This window comes from Flavobacterium gelidilacus DSM 15343 (genome assembly GCF_000422685.1).
Taxonomy (GTDB): Bacteria; Bacteroidota; Bacteroidia; order Flavobacteriales; family Flavobacteriaceae; genus Flavobacterium; species Flavobacterium gelidilacus.
Window position 1 is genome coordinate 491,411 of record NZ_AUGN01000001.1, and the last position, 12,933, is coordinate 504,343.

Below are 12,933 nucleotides of genomic sequence, written 5' to 3' on the forward strand. Positions count from 1 at the left end.
TTATAAGGATTTAAAAAAATCAAAAGCTCTAATTTCAGCATACGAATAAACCGAATTTTTCATTGGATATGCACAATGACCTCCATATTTAGGAGTTTCTAAATGTACAAATGAATTATTCTTTGCTATTTCAATTGGAAAACAACCTTGTCCTAAAAAAGGATCATCAAACGCATTAATTATCAAAACTGGTTTATTAATTTTTTCCATACTTCGAGCTGGTGAAACTTTGAAGTAATAATCATTTTTATCAATAAAACCGTGCATTGGAGCCGTAAAATTATCGTCTAAATAATCAAAATCTTTAATGTTTTTAATATTTTTCCAATTCATTAATTCAGGAAATTGCTCTGATTTTACTTTAAGTTTCTTAGTTAAATCAATCACAAAGTTCTTCATGTAAACTTGATTAAAACCTTTCTTTAAAGATTCAGCACTAGCTTTAACTTCAACTGGAACAGAAACAGCTACTCCAGCTTTAACTTTTGAATTAATTTCAGAAATTCTTCCAAAATAATTCATGACTTGCGCTCCACCCATTGAATAACCTATTAAATACACTTCTTGAATCTCTTTATTTAATGCAAATTGCACTACAGCATCTAGATCTTCAATAGTGGCATGATGATATAATCTTGGCAAACGATTCATTTCGCCACCACAACTACGATTATTCCAAGCAAAAACAGAAAAGTCTTGTCTCAAGAAATAATCCGCGCAACTGTTTATATAAGTTCGCTGTGAATTGCCTTCTAAACCATGACATAAAATAACTGCTTTAGTTTTAGATTGCATTTTATAATCTACATTCAAAAAGTCACCATCAGAAAGTTCTAGCTTTTCTCTTTTATACTTTGGAGCTGAGAAGTTTTTTACTTTTGCTGCATAAATAGTCGAAAAATGAGCATTTTTATGCAAAAAAGGTATTGATTTATCGTATTTTGACTCTTTTATGTAAGGCATTTAAACTCAATAAATAGATTAAATCAAATAAATTCCGTCTTCTTTAATCTCAATTAATTGTTGACGGTATAAGCTTCCTACTGCTTTTTTAAATGATTTCTTACTCATTTTCAAAACTGTTTTAATATCTTCTGGATGTGAATTATCATTTAGTCTTAAAAAACCTCTATTGGCTTTCAATTCGTCTAAAATTATTTGAGACGTTGGCTCAATAGCTTCCACTCCAACTTTTCTCAGATAAACATCAATCTTTCCATCTTCACGAACTTGCTTAATATATCCTACTAATCGCTTACCAGGCTTTATATCTTGATACGTTTCATTAGCATAAGCTAAACCTTTGTGCTTTTCGTTAATGATAACATTAATTCCAGCTTCTGTAATATGAGAAACAATTAAATCAACTTCTTCGTTAGTTTGTAAATCAATATTATCATTAGATAAAAATTGGTTCGTTTTACTGGTTGCAGCTAGCCTGTTGGTTTTCTCGTCCATGTAACAATACACTAAATAGCGTTTGTCAATTTCCATAGGACGCGCTTGTTCTTTAAAAGGGACAAATAAATCTTTTTCTAAACCCCAATTCATAAAAGCACCAAATTTATTAATGTAATTCACTTTTAAGTGAGCGAATTCATTCAATTTGATATAAGGTTTTATTGTTGTCGCTACAGGACGTTCTTCATGATCTAAATACACAAAAACCGTAATTTCATCACCAATTGAGAATTCTTTGGGTACATATTTATTTGGCAGTAAAACATCGTGCTCTTCGTTTTCTCCGTCACCAAGAAAAATTCCAACTTGTGTGTCTCTAAGTATTTTTAAGGTATTGTATTGTCCTAAATGTAGCATTTTGATTTATTTTGAGCAAAGTTAGTTTAAAAGTTTATGAGTTTAAAAGGATTTTGAGTTTTGTATAAAAAAAACTCCCAAATTAATGAGAGTTTTTATATCTGAAAATCTAAAATCTGAAAATCCGAATATCCAATTAGTTATTCATCGAAATTAAGAATTCTTCATTATTTTTTGTTTTCTTGAATCTATCGTTGATAAAGTCCATTGCTTCTACCGGATTCATATCCGCTAAATACTTACGCATAATCCACATACGTTGGATCGTTTGTTCGTCTAACAATAAATCATCTCTACGCGTACTTGAAGAAACTAAATCAATAGCTGGGAAGATACGTTTGTTTGCAATTCTTCTGTCTAATTGAAGTTCCATGTTACCAGTACCTTTGAATTCCTCAAAGATAACTTCGTCCATTTTAGAACCTGTATCTGTTAAAGCTGTTGCGATAATACTTAATGAACCACCGTTTTCAACATTACGAGCTGCTCCAAAGAAACGTTTTGGTTTTTGTAAGGCATTAGCATCAACTCCACCACTTAATACTTTTCCAGATGCTGGTTGAACTGTGTTATAAGCTCTAGCCAAACGTGTGATTGAATCTAATAAGATTACAACATCATGACCACATTCAGTTAAACGTTTTGCTTTTTCTAAAACGATATTTGCAATTTTTACGTGTTCTTGTGGTTCACGGTCAAAAGTGGAAGCAATAACTTCTCCTTTTACACTTCTTTGCATATCGGTAACCTCTTCTGGTCTTTCATCAATAAGTAAAACTATTAAGTAAACTTCTGGGTGATTGGTTGCAATAGCATTAGCTATTTCTTTCAACAACATAGTTTTACCTGTTTTAGGTTGCGCTACAATCATTCCACGTTGACCTTTTCCAATTGGAGCAAATAAATCTAAAATTCGTGTAGAAATTGTACTACCTCTTTCAGCTAAATTAAATTTCTCTTTTGGAAAAATTGGTGTTAAATGTTCAAATGAGATTCTATCTCTAATAACTTGTGGATCATGTCCGTTTATTTTGGATACTTTCACTAATGGAAAGAACTTTTCTCCTTCTTTTGGAGGACGTACTACACCTTTTACTGTATCTCCTGTTTTTAATCCGAATAAACGAATCTGAGAAGTTGATAAATAAATATCATCTGGTGAAGCTAAATAATTGTAATCGGAAGAACGTAAGAAACCATAACCATCTGGCATCATTTCTAAAACTCCTTCACTTTCAATAATTCCATCAAATTCATAATCTGGTTCTCTGTAATTATTTTTTTTATGGGGTGTACTTTTAATTTCTTTTTTGGGTTGCGTATCACCGTTTGTGGCTTTTGGACCAATATAACTTGGGTGATTTGGGTTGTTTTGATTGGCTTTCTCAATGATAGCCTTTCTCTGCTCTTCTGTTAATTGTGGAGCTTTCTTTTCAGGTTTTGGATTTTCCTCAAAATCTATAGCTTCCTGTTTTGGAGCAATCTTTGTTTCTTTAGTAAACTTTGGTTTTGCTACTGGTTTGGTTGTTGGTGCTTTTTCAATTGGAGTTTCTTCCGTTGGTGTAGCTTTTGTAGTTGTTTCAACAACTGGTTTAGTAGCTTTTTTTGCTACTGGCTTTTTTGCTTTTGGCGTTGTTACTTTAGCTCTTTTTTCGATTGAGGCATCGGTTTTTACAACATCTACTGGAATTGGGTTTAAAGCTTGATGATCTAATATTTGATAGATTAATTCATCTTTTTTTAAGGCACTTACTTTTTTTAGCTTGGCCGCTTTTGCAATTTCATGCAAATCTGAGAGTTTCATCTCATTTAATTTTTCAATGTCAAACATGAAGGTTTCGTAATGTTAAGTTGATACAGAATGTATAATATGATTTCTTTGTAAGTAAAGATTTGTAACGATTCGTAAATGAAGTGATTACGAATATCTTATGCAATAATACGATATTTTTACAATAAAACAATAGTTTTTTAAAAAAAGAAAACTTAATTTTGGCCTAATAATGATTTAGAAATGATTCAGAGAATACAATCCTTATATTTATTTGTATGTGCCTTGTTATCGGCTTTAGTGCCAATGTTTCTTCCTTTGTGGAAAGATGCAAAACAAATGCCTGTTTATTTTACAAGTGATATTATTTATATAGTAGGGTTTGGATTAATTGCAATAATGGCTTTAATTAGCATATTGTTATTTAAAAAGAGACAAAATCAATTTGTTTTAAACAGGTTGAATATCATATTGAACTTTATTTTAATAGGATTATTTGTGTATCGAACGCTAAATTTATCTGGAGAAGCTTCGGTTTCTGAGAAAGGTATTGCGATGTTTGTTCCTTTAGTTTCTATCGTGTTACTAGTTTTGGCCAACAAAGCTATTAAAAAGGACGAAGATCTCGTAAAATCTGTGGATCGTCTAAGATAAACCTATCATCTTAGTTTATTAGTGCGAAGAAAACCCGATTCGAAAGTTTCGGGTTTTTTTGTGGTTTAAAAAATTTAAAGTCTATCAGAAAGAGGTGTTAAGTATAAATAATTTCCTTCACCATCAAAAACTAAAATAAAATAATTGGTTTCATCAGAAACTCCCACATCATAATACGTTTTTTGATCTTGTTTGACAATTAAAGAAGCCTCGTTAATTTGGTACGTTGGGTATTTATCTATTAAATATTTTTTAACTTTTTCTTTCAACGAGCTTAATGCAATACTTTTTTGAATAGCTTTAATAACACCATCATCACTATAACTAATTAGAAATCTTGAATTACCTTTTAAAAACTCAGCTTCAAATCTAAGATCATTATTGTTTTTTCCTCTATAAAAAATAGACCAATTGACATCTTTAATATCCTTAAATTCTTTCTCAAAATTAGCTTCTACAATTGCTGGTAATGTAATTTTTTCTTGAGCATTTGTTAAAAATGTTAAACATAAAATTAAAATTGTTACTACTTTTTTCATCATATATATATTTAAATTATATTCTCAACTTACTATAAATGAATAAAAAAAACAAGAACTTTAATAAAACTTTAAAGAATTAATTCTATTTCTTCCCTATCTCAACAACCTCCAAATCCTTAATTTTATCACCATCGATAACAAATCGCAACATAGTTCGAACTTGATGAAAACCAGAAATTCCAGCTGCTCCTGGATTCATGTGTAATAAATTTAGCTTCTTGTCAAACATAACCTTTAATATATGGGAATGTCCACAAATAAAAAGTTTCGGTGGATTTTTATAAAGTTCTTCTCGAATAGCTTGATTGTATTTTCCTGGATAACCTCCAATATGTGTAATTAAAACATCAACACCTTCACACATGAAGCGATTGTTCAATGGAAACTCTAATCGTGCTTTATCATCATCTATGTTTCCATAAACAGCTCGTAAAGGTTTTAGTTTCTTTATGGCATCAGTTACGGCTAAGTTCCCAATATCCCCAGCATGCCAAACTTCATCGGCTTGATTAACGTATTTCAAAATGGTATCATCAATGTGACTGTGCGTATCGGAAAGCAATAATATCTTAATCATATCACAAAAATAGCTTAATTATTGAAATTGAAATTGTCAATGCTCTTGAATTTTGTAAATTTGTCGATTATGTGCAAAATCTTTTAAACTTTTAAACACATAACTTTTAACCTCTAAAATGAGATATTTCATAGAATTCGCATACAACGGAAAAAATTATCATGGTTTTCAAACACAGCCTAATGCTTCGTCTGTACAAGAAACTTTGACAAAAGCTTTGCAGTTGCTAATTGATAAATCTATTGAAATCGTTGGTGCAGGAAGAACTGATTCTGGTGTTCATGCCAAGCAAATGTTTGCTCATTTTGATTATGAAAATATATTAGACACAACCTATTGGTTACCAAAACTTAACTCTTATTTACCAAAAGATATCGTAATTTATGATATTTTTGAGGTCAAGGAAGATATTCATGCTCGTTTTGAAGCTTCTGCAAGGACTTATGAATATTACATTCACACTTTTAAAGATGCATTTTTAGAAGATATAAGTTGGTATTGTTTTCAGCCATTAAATGTTAATTTAATGAACAAAGCTTGTCAATTATTATTTAAACATACTGATTTTGAGTGTTTTTCAAAAGTGCATACCGAAGTATTTACATTCAATTGTACAATTACAGAAGCTAATTGGAAACATAACGGAAACCAATTAATCTTTACCATAAAAGCCGATAGATTTTTACGCAATATGGTAAGGGCAATCGTAGGAACTATGGTTAATATTGGTTCTGGAAAAACAAGTTTAGAAGAATTTAAAGAGATTATAGAAAGTAAAAATCGTTCAAAAGCTGGATTTTCAGTTCCAGCGCATGGATTATTTTTAGTTAAAGTAGATTACCCCTTTTTGGAAAATAAATAAAATAATTAATTGCCGTTGGTTTCAGCCATCGGATAATAAAGATACTGAAACAAGTTCAGCATAAAATGAAAAACAAAATACAAACCAAGTCATTAAAAAAAGTATTAGCTTACGCAAAGCCTTACCAATCAAGGTTTATTTGGGTTATAGTCTGGGCCGTGCTTTTGTCCATATTCGCAGCTGCTCGTCCATATTTATTAAAACAAACCGTTGATTCATATATAAGTTTAAATGATGATTCCGGACTTTTAAATTATATTATTTTGATGGGTGTTGTGTTACTTTTCGAGGTTGCAGCTCAATTCTATTTTACTTACTGGGCAAACTGGCTGGGACAAGACATAATAAAAGACATTAGAAATAAACTTTTCGATCACATTGCTTCTTTTAAAATGAAGTATTTTGACAATGAACCTGTTGGAAAACTAGTAACCCGTTCTGTTTCAGACATTGAATCTATTGCAAGTATTTTTAGTCAAGGTTTATTTATGATTGTTAGTGACATTTTAAAGATGATAGTCATTTTAGGAATCATGATTTACATGAACTGGAAATTGACCTTAATAGTGCTTCTAGCAATGCCAATTCTAATAATAGCAACAAACATCTTTCAAAAGAAAATGCGTGTCGCTTTTAATGAAGTACGTACACAAGTTTCCAACCTAAATACTTTTGTACAAGAACGATTAACTGGAATGAAAATCGTACAATTATTCAACCGTGAAGATATTGAGTTTGAAAAATTCAAAGCAATTAATGAAAAACATAACAATGCTTGGCAAAAGAATATTTTATACAACTCGATCTTCTTCCCTATTGCCGATATCGTTTCCTCTATAACTTTAGGTGCAATTGTTTGGTACGGTGGAATGAACATATTAGATGGAAACGGAATGACTACTTTTGGAGATTTATTCGCTTACACGATGTTAATCAACATGTTATTCAATCCACTGCGTCAAATTGCCGACAAATTCAACGTCATGCAAATGGGAATTATAGCTGCCGAAAGAGTATTCGAAATCTTAGAAACTGACAGCCAAATTCAAAATAAAGGAACAAAAGTTGCAACAAGCTTCGCTGGAAAAGTTGATTTAGAAAATGTTCGTTTTAGTTATATTGAAAATGAAGAAGTCCTAAAAGGTGTAAATCTTGAAATCAATTCAGGGGAAACCATTGCCATTGTAGGAAGTACTGGTGCTGGAAAAACAACTATCATAAATTTACTAAATCGTTTTTACGAAATTGATTCAGGTAAAATCAAGATTGACAACATTGACATTAAAGACTTTACTTTAGAAAGTTTGCGAAGACAAATTGCTGTAGTTTTACAAGATGTATTCTTATTTGCTGATACAGTGTATCACAACATCACACTATATAATCCAGAAATTACTCGCGAATACGTAATAACTTGTGCCAAACAAATTGGTGTACACGATTTCATCATGAGTTTACCAAATGGTTATGATTATGATGTAAAAGAGCGTGGTGTAATGCTATCGTCTGGACAAAGACAATTAATTGCTTTTTTAAGAGCTTATGTAAGTAAACCAAGTATTCTAATTTTAGATGAAGCAACATCATCAGTTGATACTTATTCAGAAGAATTAATTCAAACAGCAACAGAAAAAATTACTAAAGGAAGAACATCTATAGTAATTGCTCACCGATTAGCCACAATCATAAATGCTGATAAAATTATAGTTATGGATAAAGGAAAAATAGTAGAACAAGGAACTCATAGCGAATTATTAGCACAAGAATCTGGCTTCTATAAGAATTTGTATGAAGCGCAATTTGATACGAAAGTAGCTTAATTTAGTGGTCAGTAATCAGTTTTAACTGTTCATTTGAACTATGTAGAAATACTAAACTCATAAACTTCTAAACAATTTAAACTCATAAACTTTTACGATACAAATAATTTCCATAATTTCGCAAGCATTATTACAAACAAGGAAATAACACATTATGACACGAGCTTTTGCGACTGCATTTTTTACAAATAATAAATAAATACTAAAAAAATGAAATACGATATTATAGTTTTAGGTAGTGGTCCAGGTGGATATGTAACTGCCATTAGAGCTTCACAATTAGGCTTTAAAGTTGCCATTATTGAAAAAGAAAATTTAGGTGGAATTTGCCTTAACTGGGGATGTATTCCAACTAAAGCTTTATTAAAATCGGCTCAAGTATTTGATTATTTAAAACATGCATCTGATTATGGTTTAATAGTTGAATCTTTTGATAAAGACTTTAGTGCTGTTGTAAAACGCTCTAGAGATGTAGCTGATGGGATGAGCAAAGGTGTTCAATTCTTGATGAAGAAAAATAAAATTGACGTTATATATGGTTTTGGAAAGCTAAAAGCTGGAAAAAAAGTAGATGTAACAGATAAAGACGGAAAAACTACTGAATATAGTGCTGACAATATCGTAATCGCAACAGGTGCACGTTCTCGTGAATTGCCTAACTTGCCTCAAGATGGTAAAAAAGTAATAGGATATAGACAAGCAATGACTTTACCAGAACAACCAAAATCTATGATTGTTGTAGGTTCAGGTGCAATTGGTGTTGAGTTTGCTCATTTCTATAATGCAATGGGTACAGATGTAACTGTTGTAGAATTCATGCCAAATATCGTTCCAGTTGAAGATGAGGATATCTCAAAACAAATGGAACGTTCTATGAAGAAAGCTGGTGTAAAAATCATGACAAACTCTTCTGTGGAACGAATTGATACTTCTGGAAACGGAGTGAAAGCTTATGTAAAAACAGCAAAAGGAGAAGAGGTTTTAGAAGCTGATATTTTACTTTCTGCAGTTGGAATCAAAACAAATATTGAAAACATCGGATTAGAAGAAGTTGGAATCGCTACTGACAAAGATAAAATCTTAGTAAACGATTTCTACCAAACAAATATCCCAGGTTATTTTGCAATTGGTGATGTAACTCCAGGTCAAGCTTTAGCGCACGTTGCTTCTGCTGAAGGTATTTTATTAGTTGAAAAATTAGCAGGTTTACACGTTGATCCATTAGATTACGGAAACATTCCAGGTTGTACTTATGCAACTCCAGAAATTGCTTCTGTAGGTTTAACTGAAAAACAAGCTAAAGAAAAAGGTTACGAATTAAAAATTGGTAAATTTCCATTTTCTGCTTCAGGAAAAGCAAGTGCTGCCGGAACAAAAGATGGTTTTGTAAAAGTGATTTTTGATGCAAAATATGGTGAATGGTTAGGTTGTCATATGATTGGTGCTGGTGTTACCGATATGATTGCAGAAGCAGTTGTAGCGCGTAAACTAGAAACAACTGGACACGAAATATTAAAAGCAGTTCACCCTCACCCTACAATGAGTGAAGCAGTTATGGAAGCTGTAGCTGATGCTTATGGAGAAGTGATTCACTTATAAGAAATTTAGAATTCAGAAATATAGAAATCCTTGACAGTTTTGTTGAGGATTTTTTTTATATTGCTGTATCAAAATATTACTATGAAATTTTCTTTTTTTATTCTTCTTTACCTTTTATCAATTTTCACAGTTAACTCACAAGTTATAAATATTGATTCCATTTACGGAAAGATTAAGCGTGTACGAGAGAAAGTTTTCGATATGAGTGATAAAGACAATCCTAAACAAATAGAAATAGATGAGTATAGAGACTCAATGATTTTAATTCCTAATACTTTAAACCTAAACATTTACGATGGCTCCTATTCTGGCAGTCATACTGACTATGAAAATTATGAATGTTATTACAATGAAAAAGGTAAAATGTCAAAATACACTTGGTTTGTAAAAAAAGATGATTTTTATAGGTCAACATCTTATAAATATGATGAAAAAAACAGAGTAACTGTTGAAATTGACTCATTTGAAAATTCTGTATACAGAAAAAAACATTATTATAACGATTTTGATAACTATACAAATGAAAATATAATTTCTTTAAATTTAGAGTCAAACTATTTTGACCATACAATAAAACAGCATAAAGACAATAAAGTCATAAGAATAAAACTAATTGATGAATACGGAAATATTACAGAATTCATCAATGATTACAATCAAAACGGAAAATTAAAATATACTACATTAAAAAATCCAGAAACTTGGAAAAAAAATAAAAATGGAGGTTGGTCTTATGGAGTTCAAGACACTATTCCCAACGTATATAAAAGTTCAGTTTATGAATATGACGATAAAAACAGACTTTTAAAAAGGTTAGATTATGATTATTCAATAAAAAATAATTATGAAAAACCAATTTTATTAAATCAACTTTTATACACTTATGATGACAATAAAACTAGTGTGAAAACAATTTATGAAACAGGAAACTCTTCCTCCTTTATTTATGTTTATGATAAAAAAAATAGAATAATTGAATATCATTGTTGTAGCGATACTATTTCAGAATCGGTTAAAATTAAAAAGTATTTCTATAAAAAAAATCAAATTACTTCACTCCAACTTATTTCAAAAGACAAAGGCAAAACTACTATTCAAAAAATTGATTATAAATATAAATACGATTACAACAATAATTGGATAGAAATTATCAAGATTGTTAACGGAAAAGAGAAGTCTAAAAGAACCCGAGAAATAGCATATTATTAAAACATAAATTATATAGAAATCCCCAACAGTTTTGTTGGGGATTTTTTTTATATTGATGTACCAAAATATTACTATGAAATTTTACACCTTCATTTTGTTACTATTAATTATTCCATCAATTAGTAATTCACAGGAAATACCTAAAGAAATACTGAAAGATACTATCTATGGAAATATAAAGAAAATACGTGAAAAAGTTGTTTTCCTTACAAAAGTTGAAAATCCACAAATGCTATATTATGATGATTATGGACATTCAGGCTTTATGGGACCAGCAGCTACAACCTCAAGATTCTATAAAACTTGGTTCTCATCTGATTTTTGTTATTATATTAATTATGAACGTCATTTTGATGAAAAAAGAAATGTTATAAAAGACTTTTGGTATGATAAACAAAATGAGTTTATGTATTTATATAAATATAAGTATGATAATAAAAATAGAGTACTAACTGAAATCGATTCTACTGATTTTTCTGTGCGAACAAAAAATTCCTATTACCAAGATTATGGAAACATTACTATTGAAAATATAATTTCTCAAAGCTCAGATAATAATCACTTTAAACATTTAATCTATTTTCATAAAGACAATAAATTAACTAGATCAAAAAACATTGACGATAATGGTTATATAGATGAGTATATTTATAATTATAATTCATTAGGAAAACTATCTTCAAGGATACATAAAGATCCAATGTCCTATAAAAAACATGGTGAAAATTCATGGAGTCATGGAATTCAAGATTCAATTGGTAAAGTTCATAAAGATTTAGCCAATGTATATGACAAAAAAAATCGCTTAATAAATTCTCTTCATTATTCTTTCTCAAAAGAGGATAACTATGAAAAACCAAAATTGATCTATCAAGAAATTTATACTTATAAAAATGATAATTTAATTAGTTTTAAAAGAAAAAGTGAAAATGGTGGAACATCAATCTTTTTTAATTATAAATATGACAAACAAAATAGACTAGTTGAATATAATGTTTGCAATGATAAAAACTTTAATCCTAGAATTATTGAAAAATATAAATACAAAAACAATAAAATAATATCCTTAGAATATACAGATGAATCGTATGACGATAAATTTAAAGTAAATGGGATGAAAAAGAGCAAATCAACTTTTTCCTATAAATATGATGCAAAAAACAATTGGATTGAAATCATTAAAAATGTTGACGGAGTTGATTTATATAAATGGACAAGAGAAATAGCATATTATTAATACGTAAAATAGTATCAAAATTTAAAAATGGAAACATATCAAATAGTAATTGCTATATCTATAGTAATTTTTGTCCTTTTTTTTAAAAGTGCTTATAAAGAAGATAAAATATACAAAGAAGAAATTAAAAAACGATTTGATGAAGAAATTCATTTAGAATTTAATGCACCTCAAATAAATCAAGACTTACTTAAAGAATTTGAATCCATTTTTTTATCAGGTAAATTGATGGATTTAAAAATATTTCAAGTAAATGATTTCTATTATCATGAAGAAAGTGAAAATTTATTCATTTTTGAAGGCATTGAATTCAAATTCAACAAAGGTTTCTTCTCAATCGGTTTTTCATCTGAACATGAATATAATATGTTTCAAGCTACTCCATTCACAGAACTATACGATAATGAAAATGAAGAAGAAATAAATATTGAAGAAACTAAAAAACTGTCCAACCTAATTGGAAAAAAAGTAGTTGAAGTAAAATTTAAAACTTTAGATTTCAATGAAGTTATTGATTACACAATGAAATTAGAAAAAGTATCTAAAATTGTTGAAGTTATTCTACATTTCGAAAACAACGAAACACTACAAATTGCAACCATAAATTACGATTACGAAAAAGATAAACCTCCCAAGAATTATCGTTATGACGTTACAGGCGAACTATTAATCTCTTTAAATAATAGTGTGAAAATTTAAAAAAAATCTTGAAACGTAGCCTTTAAGAAAAAAATGTAGTTTTTATTATTTTGAAAATAAAGTAATTAATTCAGATTTCATTTTTTAATAAACATAACTATTTAATTAAAAACGCTAACAAAATATTAAGACTTTCAAAAACAAT

Annotated in this window: 12 protein-coding genes; 7 read left to right on the forward strand and 5 right to left on the reverse strand. The window is 29.5% G+C overall.

The window, feature by feature from the left end:
• The 3 genes from G507_RS0102245 to rho form a co-directional block, all read right to left on the reverse strand.
• A complete protein-coding gene (locus G507_RS0102245; protein ID WP_026715960.1) occupies window positions 1–963 on the reverse strand; it encodes a YheT family hydrolase in 963 nt (320 codons plus the stop codon).
• An 18-nt stretch (window positions 964–981) separates the two neighbouring features.
• Window positions 982–1,818: a CvfB family protein gene (locus G507_RS0102250; protein WP_026715961.1), complete on the reverse strand. Its 837-nt coding sequence runs from the start codon at window positions 1,816–1,818 to the stop codon at window positions 982–984.
• A gap of 136 nt (window positions 1,819–1,954) precedes the next feature.
• A complete protein-coding gene (gene rho / locus G507_RS0102255) occupies window positions 1,955–3,649 on the reverse strand; it encodes a transcription termination factor Rho (protein WP_026715962.1) in 1,695 nt (564 codons plus the stop codon).
• Between the two features lie 183 nt (window positions 3,650–3,832).
• On the opposite strand from rho, the gene G507_RS0102260 reads away from it, so the two are divergent.
• The gene (locus G507_RS0102260) at window positions 3,833–4,243 is read left to right on the forward strand and encodes a DUF4293 domain-containing protein (RefSeq protein WP_026715963.1); all 411 of its coding nucleotides are present in this window, start codon (window positions 3,833–3,835) and stop codon (window positions 4,241–4,243) included.
• 74 nt (window positions 4,244–4,317) lie between these two features.
• Here G507_RS0102260 and G507_RS0102265 read toward each other — a convergent pair whose 3' ends face one another.
• Both G507_RS0102265 and G507_RS0102270 read right to left on the reverse strand, forming a co-directional pair.
• On the reverse strand, window positions 4,318–4,785 hold the full coding sequence (locus G507_RS0102265) for a hypothetical protein (protein ID WP_157496462.1): 468 nt from the start codon (window positions 4,783–4,785) through the stop codon (window positions 4,318–4,320).
• An 82-nt stretch (window positions 4,786–4,867) separates the two neighbouring features.
• The gene (locus G507_RS0102270; protein ID WP_026715965.1) at window positions 4,868–5,362 is read right to left on the reverse strand and encodes a metallophosphoesterase family protein; all 495 of its coding nucleotides are present in this window, start codon (window positions 5,360–5,362) and stop codon (window positions 4,868–4,870) included.
• Window positions 5,363–5,480: 118 nt separating this feature from the next.
• Here G507_RS0102270 and truA point away from each other — a divergent pair, with 118 nt between their 5' ends.
• From truA to G507_RS0102300, 6 genes are all read left to right on the forward strand, one after another.
• Complete coding sequence (gene truA, locus G507_RS0102275; protein ID WP_026715966.1) at window positions 5,481–6,224, forward strand: tRNA pseudouridine(38-40) synthase TruA; 744 nt, start codon at window positions 5,481–5,483, stop codon at window positions 6,222–6,224.
• A 65-nt stretch (window positions 6,225–6,289) separates the two neighbouring features.
• A complete protein-coding gene (locus G507_RS0102280; protein ID WP_026715967.1) occupies window positions 6,290–8,044 on the forward strand; it encodes an ABC transporter ATP-binding protein in 1,755 nt (584 codons plus the stop codon).
• Between the two features lie 210 nt (window positions 8,045–8,254).
• Window positions 8,255–9,643, forward strand: coding sequence for a dihydrolipoyl dehydrogenase (gene lpdA / locus G507_RS0102285; RefSeq protein ID WP_035665404.1), 1,389 nt, complete (start codon window positions 8,255–8,257; stop codon window positions 9,641–9,643).
• Window positions 9,644–9,724: 81 nt separating this feature from the next.
• Complete coding sequence (locus G507_RS0102290) at window positions 9,725–10,852, forward strand: hypothetical protein (protein ID WP_026715969.1); 1,128 nt, start codon at window positions 9,725–9,727, stop codon at window positions 10,850–10,852.
• Between the two features lie 73 nt (window positions 10,853–10,925).
• Complete coding sequence (locus G507_RS0102295) at window positions 10,926–12,089, forward strand: hypothetical protein (protein ID WP_157496463.1); 1,164 nt, start codon at window positions 10,926–10,928, stop codon at window positions 12,087–12,089.
• A gap of 27 nt (window positions 12,090–12,116) precedes the next feature.
• Window positions 12,117–12,788 carry a hypothetical protein gene (locus G507_RS0102300; protein ID WP_026715971.1) on the forward strand — a complete coding sequence of 224 codons (672 nt, stop codon included), beginning with the start codon at window positions 12,117–12,119 and terminating at the stop codon, window positions 12,786–12,788.
• The last annotated feature ends 145 nt before the right edge of the window (window positions 12,789–12,933 follow it).

Excerpts from the sequence above, each read along its gene's own strand:
- G507_RS0102280 (WP_026715967.1), top strand. The coding sequence starts at position 6,290 with ATGAAAAACAAAATACAAACCAAGTCATTAAAAAAAGTATTAGCTTAC.
- G507_RS0102290 (WP_026715969.1), top strand. The coding sequence starts at position 9,725 with ATGAAATTTTCTTTTTTTATTCTTCTTTACCTTTTATCAATTTTCACA.
- G507_RS0102265 (WP_157496462.1), bottom strand. The coding sequence starts at position 4,785 with ATGATGAAAAAAGTAGTAACAATTTTAATTTTATGTTTAACATTTTTA.
- G507_RS0102245 (WP_026715960.1), bottom strand. The coding sequence starts at position 963 with ATGCCTTACATAAAAGAGTCAAAATACGATAAATCAATACCTTTTTTG.
- truA (WP_026715966.1), top strand. The coding sequence starts at position 5,481 with ATGAGATATTTCATAGAATTCGCATACAACGGAAAAAATTATCATGGT.
- G507_RS0102250 (WP_026715961.1), bottom strand. The coding sequence starts at position 1,818 with ATGCTACATTTAGGACAATACAATACCTTAAAAATACTTAGAGACACA.
- lpdA (WP_035665404.1), top strand. The coding sequence starts at position 8,255 with ATGAAATACGATATTATAGTTTTAGGTAGTGGTCCAGGTGGATATGTA.
- G507_RS0102260 (WP_026715963.1), top strand. The coding sequence starts at position 3,833 with ATGATTCAGAGAATACAATCCTTATATTTATTTGTATGTGCCTTGTTA.
- G507_RS0102270 (WP_026715965.1), bottom strand. The coding sequence starts at position 5,362 with ATGATTAAGATATTATTGCTTTCCGATACGCACAGTCACATTGATGAT.
- G507_RS0102300 (WP_026715971.1), top strand. The coding sequence starts at position 12,117 with ATGGAAACATATCAAATAGTAATTGCTATATCTATAGTAATTTTTGTC.
- rho (WP_026715962.1), bottom strand. The coding sequence starts at position 3,649 with ATGTTTGACATTGAAAAATTAAATGAGATGAAACTCTCAGATTTGCAT.
- G507_RS0102295 (WP_157496463.1), top strand. The coding sequence starts at position 10,926 with ATGAAATTTTACACCTTCATTTTGTTACTATTAATTATTCCATCAATT.